Annotated in this window: 11 protein-coding genes; 7 read left to right on the forward strand and 4 right to left on the reverse strand. The window is 72.1% G+C overall.

The features are described from left to right. The first annotated feature begins 16 nt into the window (after positions 1–16). From K8640_RS19200 to K8640_RS19210, 3 genes are read left to right on the forward strand one after another with little or no spacing between them, the layout of a single operon-like run. Positions 17–1,126, forward strand: a complete 1,110-nt coding sequence (locus K8640_RS19200; protein WP_223748341.1) for an efflux RND transporter periplasmic adaptor subunit — start codon at positions 17–19, stop codon at positions 1,124–1,126. Continuing rightward, positions 1,123–4,233, forward strand: coding sequence for an efflux RND transporter permease subunit (locus K8640_RS19205; protein ID WP_223748342.1), 3,111 nt, complete (start codon positions 1,123–1,125; stop codon positions 4,231–4,233). Before K8640_RS19200 ends, K8640_RS19205 begins: the two co-directional genes overlap by 4 nt. An 18-nt stretch (positions 4,234–4,251) precedes the next feature. After that, entirely contained in the window at positions 4,252–4,920 is a 669-nt protein-coding gene (locus K8640_RS19210) for a TetR/AcrR family transcriptional regulator (protein ID WP_223748343.1), read from the forward strand. On the opposite strand, the gene K8640_RS19215 is transcribed toward K8640_RS19210, so the two are convergent. After that, positions 4,904–5,263, reverse strand: a complete 360-nt coding sequence (locus K8640_RS19215; protein WP_046715961.1) for a VOC family protein — start codon at positions 5,261–5,263, stop codon at positions 4,904–4,906. The genes K8640_RS19210 and K8640_RS19215 overlap by 17 nt on opposite strands. Then, positions 5,260–5,868: a glutathione transferase GstA gene (gene gstA / locus K8640_RS19220; protein WP_223748344.1), complete on the reverse strand. Its 609-nt coding sequence runs from the start codon at positions 5,866–5,868 to the stop codon at positions 5,260–5,262. The genes K8640_RS19215 and gstA overlap by 4 nt, the downstream gene beginning before the upstream one ends. Before the next feature lie 276 nt (positions 5,869–6,144). On the opposite strand from gstA, the gene K8640_RS19225 reads away from it, so the two are divergent. From K8640_RS19225 to K8640_RS19235, 3 genes are all read left to right on the forward strand, one after another. Beyond that, positions 6,145–7,023 (forward strand): hypothetical protein, encoded by an 879-nt coding sequence (locus tag K8640_RS19225; RefSeq protein ID WP_223748345.1) that lies wholly within the window; start codon positions 6,145–6,147, stop codon positions 7,021–7,023. A gap of 144 nt (positions 7,024–7,167) precedes the next feature. Further along, the gene (locus K8640_RS19230; protein ID WP_223748346.1) at positions 7,168–8,004 is read left to right on the forward strand and encodes a TIGR02452 family protein; all 837 of its coding nucleotides are present in this window, start codon (positions 7,168–7,170) and stop codon (positions 8,002–8,004) included. Between the two features lie 122 nt (positions 8,005–8,126). Beyond that, positions 8,127–8,873 carry a hypothetical protein gene (locus K8640_RS19235; protein ID WP_223748347.1) on the forward strand — a complete coding sequence of 249 codons (747 nt, stop codon included), beginning with the start codon at positions 8,127–8,129 and terminating at the stop codon, positions 8,871–8,873. On the opposite strand, the gene K8640_RS19240 is transcribed toward K8640_RS19235, so the two are convergent. Beyond that, positions 8,864–9,232 (reverse strand): hypothetical protein, encoded by a 369-nt coding sequence (locus K8640_RS19240; protein WP_223748348.1) that lies wholly within the window; start codon positions 9,230–9,232, stop codon positions 8,864–8,866. The genes K8640_RS19235 and K8640_RS19240 overlap by 10 nt on opposite strands. 406 nt (positions 9,233–9,638) lie before the next feature. Here K8640_RS19240 and K8640_RS19245 point away from each other — a divergent pair, with 406 nt between their 5' ends. Beyond that, positions 9,639–12,383, forward strand: coding sequence for a winged helix-turn-helix domain-containing protein (locus K8640_RS19245; RefSeq protein ID WP_223748349.1), 2,745 nt, complete (start codon positions 9,639–9,641; stop codon positions 12,381–12,383). Here K8640_RS19245 and K8640_RS19250 read toward each other — a convergent pair. Next, positions 12,380–14,023: an ATP-binding protein gene (locus K8640_RS19250; RefSeq protein WP_370640362.1), complete on the reverse strand. Its 1,644-nt coding sequence runs from the start codon at positions 14,021–14,023 to the stop codon at positions 12,380–12,382. The genes K8640_RS19245 and K8640_RS19250 overlap by 4 nt on opposite strands. Between the last annotated feature and the right edge of the window lie 44 nt (positions 14,024–14,067).

The following is a 14,067-nucleotide window of genomic DNA, read 5'->3' on the forward strand; positions in this document are numbered from 1 at the left end:
GGGCGGGAGTCGCGTCATGATGCGTGCCCCGTCGTTGAGCCTGTGCGCCGCGTGGGTGAGCGGTTTCGCCGTCCTCCTGTTGGGTCTGCAGTCGGTGGCGGGGTGCTCTGCTCCCGCCACCGCGGCGTCGGAGCGCGCCTCCCGTGAAGAGGCTCCGGTGCGGGTCCGCTCGGCGGTGGTGATGGAGGAGGAGGTCGCCCAGCCCGTGCGGGCCAGCGGCGCGCTGGCCGCGAAGCAGGAGTCGCGGCTGTCCTTCAAGCTGGGCGGCATCGTCCGGCAGGTCTCCGTCGAGGAGGGCCGCGCGGTGACGCGCGGGCAGGTGCTGGCGGCGCTGGACCCCTCGGAGGTGGGCCCGCAGGTGGCGCAGGCGCGCGAGGCTCGGGACAAGGCCGCGCGGGACTTGGAGCGGGCCCGGAGTCTGTTCGAGGCCCAGGTCGCCACCCGCGTGCAGCTCCAGGACGCCACCACCGCGTTCGAGGTCGCGGAGGCGGGCCTGAAGGTCGCCACCTTCCAGCAGCGTCAGACGAGCCTCGTCGCGCCCGCCGCCGGCCGCATCCTCCGGCGGATGGTGGAGCCCGGCGAGGTGGTGGCGCCCGGACAGGCGCTCTTCCTGTTCGCCAGCGAGGAGGACGGCTGGGTCGTCCGCGTGGAGCTCGCGGACCGTGACGTGGTGCGCGTGAGGGAAGGGGACTCCGCGGAGGTGTTCCTGGATGCCTATCCGGGGCGGACCTTCCAGGCGCGGGTGCGGGAGATCGCCAGCGCCGCCACGCAGGGACTCGGCACGGCCGGGGTGGAGCTGGAGCTGCTCATGTCCCCGTCGGACGCCGCGCCGAGGTTGTTGTCCGGGCTCTCCGCCAAGGCGCGCGTCTTCCCCTCGGAGCGGCGGGCGCTGCGCTTCGTCCCCGTGGAGGCGCTGCTGGAGGGGGACGGCGACACGGCCAGCGTCTTCGTCCTGGCCCAGGACGGCCAGCGCGCGACGCGGCGGCGGGTGCGCGTGGCGTTCCTCTCCTCCGAAACCGGCCGCGCGGCGTTGTCCGAGGGCGTCGAGGCGGGCGCCCAGGTCGTCACCGATGGAGTGTCCTTCCTGCGCGAGGGCCAGCCGGTGGCGGTGGTGGAGGCGCGATGAGGCTGTCCACGGCGGCGGTGAAGAATCCCCAGCTCACCCTGGTGGTGTTCGCCATGTTGGTGGCGCTGGGCGTCTCCAGCGCGCTCTCCATTCCTCGCGCGGAAGACCCCGTCTTCCCGATGGCGAGCTTCACGGTCGTCGCCGTCTACCCCGGCGCGAGCCCCTCGGACCTCGAGCAACTGGTGGTGGACCCACTGGAGGACTCGTTCGAGGAGCTCGACGACGTGAAGGAGGTGTCCAGCCAGATGGAGGACGGGCTGGCGCAGGTGGAGATTGAATTCGAGTCGTCCTCCGACGTGGACGACAAGCACGCGGAGGTGCTGCGGCAGGTCACCGCCACCCGGCCCAGGCTCCCGTCGGGGCTGGTGCGCCTGGAGGTCATCCGCCACAGCGCGTCGAACGTGAGCGTGGTGCAGCTGGCGTTGGTGGGGCCGCACGTCCCGGCGCGCGAGCTGGAGCGGCGCGCGGATGACCTCTCGGACCGGCTGGGGCGCGTGGCGGGCGTGAAGAAGGCGGAGGTCTTCGCGGCGGCGAAGCAGGAGGTGCGCGTGTCCCTGGACCCCGAGCGCCTGGCGCGCGTGGGCGTGTCCCTGGACCAGGTGCTCCAGGCGCTCACGGGCGCCAACCTCAACATCCCCGCGGGCAGCGTGGACGTGGGCACGCGCCGCTTCAACGTGAAGACAGGCAGCGAGTTCACCTCGCTCGAGCAGGTGCGCGCCACGGTGGTGGCCGGCGGTGCGTCCGGCGTGGTCCGGGTGTCGGACGTGGCCGAGGTGTCCTTCCGCGACCAGGACGCCGTGCACCTGGGCCGCTACAACGGGGAGCGCGCGGCCTTCGTGGGCGTCACGCAGAAGGACGGAGGCAACGTCTTCGCGGTGCGCGACGCGGTGCTGGAGGTGGCCCGGGCCTGGGCGGAGGAGCTGCCGTCGGGGATGCGCCTGGAGACGGGCTTCGACCAGTCGCTCCAGGTGAAGAGGCGGCTGGGCGGCTTCGCGGTGGACTTCGCGCTGGCGTTGGCGCTGGTGCTGGTGACGCTCCTGCCGCTGGGCTTCCGGGCGAGCCTCGTCGTGATGGTCTCGATTCCATTGTCCCTGGCCCTGGGGCTGGCCGCGCTGCACCACGCGGGCTTCACGCTCAACCAGCTCTCCATCGTCGGCTTCGTCATCGCGCTGGGCCTGCTGGTGGATGACAGCATCGTGGTGGTGGAGAACATCGCGCGCTTCCTGCGCATGGGGCGCACCCGGGTCCAGGCCGCCATCGAGGGGACGTCCCAGATTGGCCTGGCCGTGCTCGGCTGCACCGCCACGCTGGTGCTGGCCTTCGTGCCGCTGGTGTTCCTGCCCGGCACCTCCGGCCAGTTCATCCGGGGCCTGCCCATGGCGGTGGTGTTCACCATCCTCGCGTCGCTGCTGGTGTCGCTCACCGTGATTCCGCTGCTGTCGAGCCTGGTCCTCTCGAAGGACGAGCACCCGGAGGGCAACCGGGTGCTGCGCTGGCTCCACCACGGCATCGAGCGGGTGTACCGGCCCGTGCTGCACCGCGCGCTGGCGCGTCCCGTGCTGACGCTGGGGGTGGCGGCGGGGCTCTTCGCGGGCAGCCTCGCGCTGGTGCCTGTGGTGGGCTTCAGCCTCTTCCCCAAGGCCGGCGCGCCCATGTTCTACGTCCAGGTGGAGACGCCCGAGGGCACCAGCCTCTCGGAGACCGACCGCGCGGTGCGCTTCGTGGAGGACGTGCTGCGCCGCCGTCCGGAGGTCCGCTCGGTGTCCGCCAACGCGGGCCGGGGGCAGCCCTCCGTCTACTACAACGTGCAGCCCAGCCCCGAGCGCCCCAACGTGGGTGAGGTCTTCGCGCAGCTGGAGTCGTATGACGCGCGCCAGACGCCCGCGCTGCTCGACCTGCTGCGCGCGGAGCTGTCCACGTACCCGGGCGCGCGCATCGAGGTGCGCGAGTTCGAGCAGGGGCCGCCCATCGAGGCGCCGGTGGCGGTGCGGCTGGTGGGGCCGGAGCTGGAGCCGCTGCGCGAGCTGGCGGACCGGACGCAGCGCGTATTGGAGAGCACCCCGGGCACCCTCTACGTGAAGAACCCGGTGCAGACGCGCCGCACGGACCTGCAGGTGGAGGTGGACCGGGAGAAGGCGGGCCGGCTGGGCGTGCCCGCGGCGGAGGTGGCGCGCGCGGTGCGCTTCGGGCTGGCGGGGCTGCCCGCGGGCTCCTTCCGGGACGAGGAGGGCGACGACCACCCCATCCTGGTGCGGCTGCCCCTGGAGTCGGGCGCGTGGCCCGCGCTCGGCGCGCTGGAGCGGCTGCACGTGGCGAGCGTCACCGGCGCCCAGGTGCCGCTCGGACAGGTGACGCGGGTGCGACTGGAGGCGGGCCCCAATCGCATCACCCATCACGAGGGCGAGCGCTCCGTCACCGTCTCCGCGAGCGTGGCCACCGGCTTCATCAACGACAACGTCATCCAGGAGGCGGTGCGCCGGTTGGACGCGGAGGTGAAGCCGCCCGCGGGCTATCGCCTGGAGATGGCGGGAGAGCTGAAGAGTCGTCAGGAGAGCTTCGACGGCGTGTCCGCCGCCGGCATCATCGCGGCGTTCGGCGTGCTGGCGGTGCTGGTGCTGGAGTTCCGCACGTTCCGGGGCGCGCTCATCGTGGCGTCGGTGATTCCGCTGGGCCTGGTGGGCGGCATCGCCGCGCTGTGGCTCACCGGCAACACGCTGTCCTTCACCGCGTCCATCGGCTTCATCGCGCTGGTGGGCATCGAGGTGAAGAACAGCATCCTGCTGGTGGACTTCACGAACCAGCTGAGGGCCCGGGGTCTGTCGGTGGACGCGGCCATCGAGCAGGCGGGCGAGACGCGCTTCTTGCCCATCCTGCTCACCACCCTCACGGCGCTCGGCGGCCTGTTGCCCCTGGCGCTGGAGAACAGCAGCCTCTACTCACCCCTGGCGTGGGTCATCATCGGCGGGTTGATTTCCTCCACCGTGCTCACCCGCGTGGTGACACCCGTGGTGTACAAGCTGCTGGCCCCGGAGGTGGAGCCCGAAGCCGAGGCTCGCGAGCCGGCCGTGTCCGGCGGTAGCGTCCTGTCCCCCGGAGGCGCGGTGTAGCGGCACGAGCGAGGCATCATGGGCATCAAGGAGCGGCGAGAGCGGGAGAAGCAGGCGACGCGGCAGCGCATCCTGGACGCGGCGCGCGAGCTCTATGGCCAGGAGGGCTACGAGGCGATGACCATGCGCCGGGTCGCCGAGCGCATCGAGTACAGCCCCACCGCCATCTACGTCCACTTCAAGGACAAGGCCGCGCTCGTGCGGGAGCTGTGCACGCACGACTTCCTGCGCTTCGCGGAAGTGCTCAACAAGGTCGCCCGGGTGAAGGACCCGCTGGAGCGGCTCAGGAAGATGGGGCGCGCGTACGTCGACTTCGCCCGCGAGCACCCCACCACCTACCGGCTGCTCTTCATGGACCGCCTCCCCGCAGAGGTGGGGTCCAAGTCCGAGGAGTCCCTCGAGCAGGACAACCCGGAGCAGGACGCCTATGCCTTCCTGCGCAAGACGGTGCAGGAGGCGAAGGACGCGGGCTGCTTCAAGCCCGAGCACCAGGACGTGGAGCTGGTGAGCCAGGTGGTGTGGGGCGGGGTGCATGGGCTGGTGGCCCTGCATCTGGTCAAGACCCAGGAGGACCCGTGGGTGGACCTGCGCCCGCTGCCGCGCGCGGCGGAGCTGATGGTGGAGCTGCTGCTGGAGGGCCTCGCGAAGAAGCCCTCCAGCCCGGCGGGGCTCAAGCGGGCTCGATGAAGTTGAGCCGGTAGCCATCCGGGTCGGTGACGACGACCTCCCGGGTGTGCCAGGGCTGCACGGCGGGACCTTCCACCGGGGCCCCCTGGGCCTGGGCGCGCAGGAGCAGCTCGTCCAGTCCGCTGGGGCCCTCGACACGGATGCCCACGAGCACGCCCAGCCCCCGCCGTCCTTCCAGCTGGAGCTGCGCCGGAGGGGCGACGAGGTAGACGTCCACCGCGCCCGCCCACTGGAGGCGGACGAAGGGCGGCTCGGACTGGGTGCGCTCGAAGCCGAGCGCCTCGTAGAACGCGAGCGAGCGCGGCAGGTCCGTGACGAGCAGCTTGACGAACGCCGTGCTCACTTCTTGAGGCCTTCGGCCACCAGGGCCGCCTGCACATGGGGACGCTCGGCGACGCGGGCCTGGAAGGCGCGCACGGCCGGGAACGGCTCCAGGTCCACCTTCATGGGCGCCGCCCAGTTCAGCACGGTGAACAGGTACGCATCCGCGACGGTGAACTGCTCACCCATCAGGAACGGCTGCTTCGCCAGCACGCCGTCCAGCGTCTTCAGGCGCTGCGCGATGCGCTCCTTGTAGATGGCCTTGCCGTCCTCGGGGAACGCCGGGTTGAACAGGGGGCTGAAGGCCTTGTGCAGCTCGGTGGAGATGAAGTTGAGCGTCTCCTGGAGCTGGTAGCGCGGCAGCGTGCCGTTGGCCGGGGCCAGCTTGGACTGGGGCGCCTGGTCCGCGATGTACTGGACGATGGCGGGGCCCTCGGTCAGCACGTTGCCGTCGTCGAGCACGAGCGCGGGGACATAGCCCTTGGGGTTGACCGCGAGGAAGTCCGCGCCCGTCTCCGTCTTCTTGGAGCGCAGGTCGACCTTCTCGACGTCGAACTTCAGGCCCGCCTCACGCAGGACGATGTGCGGGGACAGGGAACAGGCGCCATTCGTGTAGTAGAGCTTCATGGTGCAAGACCTCGCGTGTGGGATTCGCGGCGCGCAGTTGTGCACCTTCCCGAGGTGGGATGCCACCGTTTCCGTGGTGCTCCCACGGCCTGCCTCGTCGGTCGGACGGGTGTCGCTCGGGTGACGACGTGGGCTCCTGGGTCCACCGGGCCCCGCTGCCCGGGGGGCGCGCGCGGTGGTAGTTCTCTGCCTCCCTGACCCCCGAGCAAGCCGCGGCCTCGCGTGCGCTCCATCAGGCAGACATGGCCGGCGTCCACCCCGGCCTGGAAGGACCCTATGCGCTTCAAAGCCACTCTGTTGCTGCCCCTCGCCCTCCTGGCGTTGGGTGCGATGCCGGCGTGCTCCGGCGACTCCGACGACGACAAGAAGCCCGACGCTGGCGGTTCACCAGACTCCGGCACTCCCGACTCCGGCACCCCCGACTCCGGTACGCCCGACTCCGGCACGCCGGGTGGCGGTGATGGCGGCACGGGCACCGCGTCGTGTCCGTCCCATGCGCTGTTCTGTGAGACGTTCGAGAGCGGCCAGGGCAGCTGGGATGAGCAGAAGACGCACGCCACCATCACCGCGGATGGCACGAAGCCACATACCGGCTCGCGCTCGCTGCACGTGGTGACGGAGGACGGCATCGACGAGAAGCAGGGCGAGGGCGAGGCCATCGCCCGGTGGATCCGCTCGTTGAGCCCCACGTTCAGCACGCAGTTGTTCGTGCGCGCACACGTGTTCATGACCTCGCTGCCGGGAGACTTCGGGCAGATGGGGACCTTCTTCGTCCTCTTCTCGGACGCGGGCAATGACTTCGGCGGCTTCGAGCTGCAGGTCATCCAGGACACGGGCTTCGCGCTGGATGACTGGTCCGCGCGCAACGGACAGGGCTGGAACCGCCAGGGGCCGCCGGTCAACCTGGGCATGTCCACCGGCCGCTGGGTGTGTCTGGAGTGGGAGGTCCGCCGCCCCACCGCGTCCAGCACGCACGGCACCACCACAGTGTACGTGGATGGCGCGAAGGCGCACGAGTTCACCGAGATTGGCATGCGCTCGTTCAACACCTTCATGGTGGGCTACGGCTTCGTCCATCCGCAGGGGCCGTCCGCCTCCGAGACGTGGATCGACAACGTCGCGGTGAGCAGCACCCAGCGCATCGGCTGCGAGTAGCGCCCCCGCGCCTTTGGGCCCCCTCCCGCTCCGGGGCCCGGGGCCTTCGCGCGTCGCCTTGTCAGGTTGAAGGATGAAGCTTCGTGTTTGTGTGACACGAAGCTTCGTGCTCACCACGGGGCTGGCATCGAAAGGCAGCGGGTCATGTCGTTGAAGGAGCTTGCGCGCCAGACGGTGCGCATCACGGAGCAAGGACAGTACGTGGCGCCCTCGGGCCGGGTGGTCCAGGTGGGCGACCTGGTGGAGCGAGCGGTGCGGGGGACGGTGCTCTACCGCCCCGAGGACTTCTCGGGACTGACGCCTCGGGGGCTGGCGGCCGGCACGGCGCCGCGCATCGAGGTGACGGGCGACAAGACGGGGCAGGCGGCGCGCAGGCTGGTGGAGGAGGAGGGGCTGACGCGTGTCGCGGCGCTCAACTTCGCCTCCGCGAGGAACCCGGGCGGCGGCTTCCTGGGCGGCGCCAAGGCGCAGGAGGAGGACCTGGCGCGCTGCTCGGCGCTCTATCCCTGCCTGCTCACGCAGCGCGAGTACTACGACGCCAACCGCGAGGAGCGCTCGGCGCTCTACACGGACCACCTCATCTATTCGCCGGACGTGCCGTTCTTCCGCGACGACTCGCTGGAGCTGTTGGAGCGGCCCTTCCTCCTCTCGATGCTCACCGCGCCCGGGCCCAACGCGGGCGTGGTGCTGCGAGAGGACCCGCGTCAGCGACGTCAGCTCCACGCGGTGCTGCGGGCGCGCGCCTTGAAGGTGCTCCAGGTCGCCGCGCATCAGGGGCATGAGGTCCTGGTGCTGGGGGCGTGGGGCTGCGGCGTCTTCCGCAACGAGCCGGCGGAGGTGGCCCAGGCCTTCTCGAGCGCGCTGACGCAGCTGTACGGCGCCTTCTCGCGCGTGGTCTTCGCCGTGTACGAGCGGGGCGGGGACGGGCCGAACCTGCGCGCCTTCCAGGAGCACTTCGACGGCGGAGGGGCGCGGATTTAACTCCGTTTAATCCCACGCCCGTCCCGATTTGGACGACAACTCCCTGGAGCAGCCGCTCGAGGGGGAAGCCGATGCATGGGGACTGGCGCAGTGTTGGGGACTCGCGGGAAGAGACGTCACTCGTGTTCCGGCGGCTGGATGCTCGCACCGTTCGCGTCCTCGGCGGCCCCCGGGAGATGTTGACGGTGCTGGAGGACTTCGCGCGCGGCGAGGGGGGCGCCGCGGCGGAGGTGCTCGAGCCCGGCGTCTGCGCGAGCTGGTGTGGCTGGCGGCTGGATGTCGACGCCACCGAGGTCCTGGGGCGCGCGTCGTACGCGCAGCTCATGGGCCGGGGCGGCCTCCAGCCCATGCGCGTGGCCACGGGCCTGGCGGGGCGGGGCCGGGAGCTGAGCGTCTTCACCGAGGATGCTCGCACGGGCCGGGAGGACTTCCGCTACACGCTGCTGCTCGGCGACGTCGTGCTGGGCATCCGGGGCGAGGTGGACGCGCCCGAGCGCCACGTCTACGACGTCACGCTCCGGGGCGTGGCTCAGCTGCTCGTGCGTGCGCTGCGGCGGGTGCATGCGCGGTGCGCGGCGCACGGCGACACGGCGGTGCTCGTCTTCACGGCGGAGGACGCGGAGCAGCTTCGCCAGGGCGCGCGGGACTGGTGCGCGGCCACCGGGGACGAGGGGTGCCCGGAGTGGGTGTCGCGGGTGGCGGAAGCGGAGTCCGCGGAGGAGGCCCTCCGGGGGCTCATCACCTCCACCGACGACGCGGCCCGCATCGCCGAGCATCTCTTGGAGCTGGGGGCCTTTCTGCTGGAGTCCGAGGCGGCGAATGCCCGGGACGGGGCCGGGGTGGAATTGCCCGCGTGGCGTCAGGAGTAGCGCGCGAAGGCGGACGCGGCCATGGGCACCGGCTCCGAGGAGAGCTCCGGCTCCGTGGAGGTCAGCGGCGGGTAGGCATCCACCGGTGACGCGCGTCCCACGACGAACTCCGCGGCGCTTCGCAGCTTCTCCAGCGCGCGCTCCGTGCAGTGCAGGGTGATGAGCGGCAGGAAGCCCGGCTCGCTCATCCACTTCACCGCGCCCAGCAGGTGGTTCGCGCTCAGGAACCGCATCACGTCATCCCGCAAGGCACGGCTCTCCTCGCCTGCTGCGACGAGGGCGGCGCGCCTGTCTCGGGGAGGCGGAGCCGGACGTGGCTCGCGCTCCTCCCGGGGCATGATGATGGTCTCGATCCACATCGGAGCGCCCTCCGGACGTAAGACCTGGGGGCTCGCTGACCGGGTACGGCTGCTTGCTCCCTGGCCCTCAGGTAACCGGGGAATGATGCGCGATTTCACTTCCGGTTGTTTTCGTCCGGGCGCCAATTCCTTCTCGACGGGCGACAAAATGTGAAAAATCGGAGTGATATTGGAACCCACGATGTCGGGTGGGGACTCACCGGGTAGGTGCGGCTCGCGTGGGGCGCACACCCCAGGTGTCCAAGGGGGGACATACGAATGGGACAGGAGGGTGTGTCAGGCTGGGGCACATGAGACCTGGCCGCGCGCTGGAGTTCGAGACGTTGTTCCCGCCGTCCCTCACACAGGGTGAGGGGAGGCGAGCGTCCCGGGCCGGTGACTCGCGTCAGGTCGTGACGAGGTGAGCATGCGCGCCGGCACGACGCCTCCTCCCCGTGGTCGTCGACGTGCCCAGGGCACGGCCCCGCGTGGCAAGCGGGAGCCGGTGGCGCGGACGTCCACGCCGCGAGGGCTGGGGCCGCCCGCCGTCTTCGTCGGACGCAATCAGGAGCTCCAGCGGCTGAGCGGCCTGCTGCGCCGCGTGCGCACCGGCGTGGTGTACGGCCTGCCCGGGGTGGGCAAGTCCGCGCTGGTGGCCGCGGTGGCGGCGCGCCATCGGGGGCCGGTGGTCCACCGGCGCATCGCTCCGGGGGACGCGCTGGACTCGGTGGTGGACGACGCGCGCCGGCTCTTGCGCGAGGCGCCCGTGGCGCAGGCGTTGTCGGACGACGCGCGCCTGGAGGACCTGGCCCGGGAGCTGGATGCTCGCGGGGCGCTGTTCGTGGTGGATGACCTGCACGTGCTCGCGCGCGAGGAGCGCGTGGCGTTGGTGGAGGGGCTCGGCGGGCGGCTGCGAAGGGGCGCGCTCCTGGCCACCTCGCGCGAGGAGCTCCCGCGCCTGGCGACGAGCCCGGACCGCATCGAGCTGCGACTGGACGGGCTGCCGGAGTCCGCCGCGAAGCTGCTGTGGCGTCAGCTGGACGCGCTGTATGGCGCGCGCGAGGGCTTCGCCGCGGCCTGGGCCCGCTCCCGGGGTGTGCCGTTCCTCCTTCGCCGCGCGCACGCGAACGACGCGGACGTGGAGGAGCCGGTGCGCGCGGCGCTCTCGTCGCTGCCGCCGGATGAGCGGCGCGTGGCCGCGGTGCTCGCGCTGTCGGAGCTGCCGCTGCCCGCCTCCGCGCTCGCCGACGTGCTGCCGGACGGTGGCGCCGGCGAGGCGCTGCGAAGGCTGTCGGCCCGGCTCCTCGTGGAGACGGACGCGCGCGGCCGCCATGGCGTGCACGACCTGGTGCGCGAGGCGTTCCAGTCGCTGCTCGGCGCCGAGGAGTCGCGGGCCGCACACGAGGCGCTGCTCGCGCTGCTGTCACGCGAGCCGCTGCCGGAAGTGGTGCGGGTGCGTGCGATGTCCCGACACCTGCAGGCCCTGGGGCGGCACGAGGAGCGTCGGGCCTTCATCGTCGGGGAGGCGGAGGCGCTCGTGCGCCAGGGCGCGGCCGGGGAGCTGCTCACGCTCCTGGGCTCGCTGCCGCCCGCGCTGTGCACGCCCGACGTGGGGCTGGCGCGGGCCCGTGCCCAGGTGCGCCTGTTGGACCTGCGCCGTGCCTACGAGGAGCTCTCGGCGCTGCGCGCGTCGCTCGGTGAGGACGGGGACGCGGACCTGCGCGAGCAGGTGGGCACGGTGCTGGTGCGCGTGGCGCTCTTCTCGCTGCAACTGGACGCGTGTGAGCGGACGCTGCAGTCGATGCCCATGCCGCGCGACGCGGAGGTGTTCCTCCAGCAGCTCCTGGCGTGGGCCGCGCTGCGCTTCTTCCAGGGGCGACTGGATGAGTCCCTGGAGATGCTGGACGCGGCGTGCTCCGCGTCCGAGGACCGGCGCGTGCTCGGCTGGGGGGCCTATGCCCGCGCGCTGATGTGTTGGATTGAAGGCCGGGACGACGGGCTGGAGGAGCCGCTCAACCAGTGTCTGTCCTTGCTGGAGGACGCGCCGCTCAACTCGCGCGGGCCGCTGGTGGCCGCCATGTCCGCGGGCATCCTCAGCAGGCTCGGCCGCTTCGCTCAAGCAGAGGCCGCGCTCGCGGGCGCGCGGGAGAAGCTGGGCCAGCTGGGCGCGCCCAGGCTGGCGCTGGAGCTCGACTGCATCGCCGCCCTCGTCCGGGGCGAGCGCGGAGAGCGCGGGGCCTCGCTCGCGGGCCTGCGGGAGACGTCGGCCCGCGCGCAGCAGGGCGGCTATCTCTTCATCCACCACCTCTCGCGCGTCAGCGCCGGGCGCATGCTGCTGGAGCTGGGGCGGCGCGCGGAGGGGCTCGCGCTGCTCGACGAGGCCGCGGCGGACGCGAGGGCCCGAGGCGCCGAGGGACTGGCCCGCGCCGCCGAGTCCGCCCGTTCCGCCGACGTGCTGAGACAGGTGGAGCGCCCGTCGGTGGTGGAGCCTCGCGAGGTGCGTCCGGGCATGGCGGCGCGGCAGCGGGCGCTGGCGGCGCTGGCCTCGGCGACGGCGGGGGACAGCGTGCGCGCCGAGGGACTCCTGGCCTCGCTGGAGCCGCTGGCGCGCGGCGAGGACTTCGCCCTGGAGCGCGCGCTGGCGCACCTGGCGCGGGCGCTGCTGCACCGGCTGGCCGAGCGCGCGGCGGAGTCGCGTGCCTCGCTGGAGGCCGCGGCGCGCTCCGCGGCGGAGGGCGAGGCGGACCCGGAGCTGATTCCCGAGCTGGCGCGCACGCTCGCCTCGCTGCGGGTGGTGACCTCCACCGGCGCGCGCCTGGCCGTCGAGGCGCCCGTCGCCGCGTCGGACGCGGTGGTGCTCGACGCGCGCCACCACGAGCTGCGCGCGGGGGCTCGCTCCGTCTCACTCGCCAAACGCGTGCTCCCGCGAAGGCTGCTCTACGCGCTGGCCCGACGTCCGGGCCGCACGCTGCCGAAGGAGGACTGTGTGCGGGCCATGTGGGAGGCGGCCTATGACCCGAGGCTGCACGACAACGCGCTGCGCGTGCACGTGCGTCACCTGCGGGAGATGCTGGAGGGCACCGGCGCGCGGCTGGTGTTCGAGGACCCGGGCTATCGCCTCGACGTGCCACCGGGCTTCGCCTTCGTCCGCGATGAGCCCGGCGCGTCCTAGAGCGGCAGCTCCACCGCGAAGGTGGCGCCGCCGCCGGGCGTGTCCTCCACGTGGATGTGGCCGCCGTGCGCCTCGACAATCTGCCGGACGATGTAGAGGCCCAGGCCCATCCCGCCCTGTCGCCGCGCGTTGTCGCCCTGGGTGAATCGCTCGAAGATGCGCTCGCGGTCCTTCACGGGCACGCCCGGGCCGCTGTCGCACACCGTCAGCTTCGCCTTGTCGCCGTGCCGCGTGAGCGACAGTGACACGGGGTTGCCCGCGCCGTAGCGCAGGGCATTGGACAGCAGGTTGCTCACCACCTGCTCCAGGCGCAGCCGGTCGAAGCGGCCTTCCATCGGCCCGTCCACCTTCGCGCTCAGCGGCACGCCGGTGTGCCGGGCCTCGTCGCCGAAGCGCGCCACCAGGTCCGCCACGACGGCGGCCAGGTCTCCATCGGCGAAGTGGAAGTCCAGCTTGCCCGTGCGGATGCGGCTGACGTCGAGCAGGTTGTCCACGAGCGCGCCCAGCCTGCGCAGCTGGCGCTCGGTGGTGTCCAGCTTCCCCTGGACCTTGGGTGAGCCGAGCGTCTCCTGCGGTTGGCCCTCGGCGAGCCTCCGCAGCAGCTGGGCCTGCAGGCGCAGGGACGTCAGCGGCGTGCGCAGCTCGTGGCTCGCCAGCGAGAGGAAGTCGTCGCGCGTGCGCACCGCCTCCTGCAGCGCGAACTCCGTCTCCTTCAGCGCGGTGATGTCCAGCAGCGCGCCTCGTACCACCATCACCTTGCCCGTCGCGTCGCGCAGCACCCGCGCGCGGCTGGTGAGCCAGTGCCAGGAGCCATCCGGCCAGTGGGTCCTGAAGGTGGAGACGTATGAGTCCGTCTTGCCCGCGGCGATGTCATTCAGCTGCGTCTGCACGGCCGGGCGGTCGTCGGGGTGGAGCGACTCGATGAACCGCTCGTGCGTCCACTCCGCCAGCGGATGGGGATAGCCGTAGAGGCGGTCATGTCCCTCCGAGCGGAACACCTGACCGGTGGCGACGTTGGTCTCCCAGACGGCCATCTGCGCGGAGTCCAGCGCCACCTGGAAGCGCTCGCCGAGCTGACGGAAGCGCTCCTCGGTCCTGGCCACCTCGCTCTCCGCGCGCTGCCTCCGGGTGATGTCCGCGGCGAGCACCCACGTCTCCTCGCCCACCACGCGGACATTGACGTCCAGCCAGACACGCGAGGGCAGCTCCGCCAGGAAGCGTCCGCCCTCGCGAGTGGAGAGCGCGGCCATCAAGCGCTCGTGCAGTACGGTGCCCGCGAGCGCGGGCTCGGCTGTCCAGGGCTCCTGCCCCTGCAGCTCCTGGGCGGGCACGCCGAGCAGCGCGGCGGCGCGGCCATTCACCTCGCGGATGCGCCCCTGGGCGTCCAGGCAGAGGAACGCCTCGCTCATCATCTCCCGCAACACACACAGGCGGGCCTCGGCGGAGAGCGCAGCTTCGTCGGCGGGCGCGGCGGGCATGGCTCCCGTGGGGATGACAGGGGTGTCCGTGGGAGGGAAGGACACGGTGGACGGCGAGGGGCTCATGTAGACCTGAACCGTCCCCTGGCCCTCCAAATGCGTCAAGTCATCCGCTCCGCCTGGGGAATCACGCTGCGGCGCGGCGTCCGCACGACGGGACATCCACCAGCCCCGACCTCGGCCCCTCCACAGGCCGGCCCCGCGTC

It is taken from the genome of Myxococcus sp. XM-1-1-1 (assembly GCF_020037095.1).
Classification (GTDB): Bacteria; Myxococcota; Myxococcia; order Myxococcales; family Myxococcaceae; genus Myxococcus; species Myxococcus fulvus.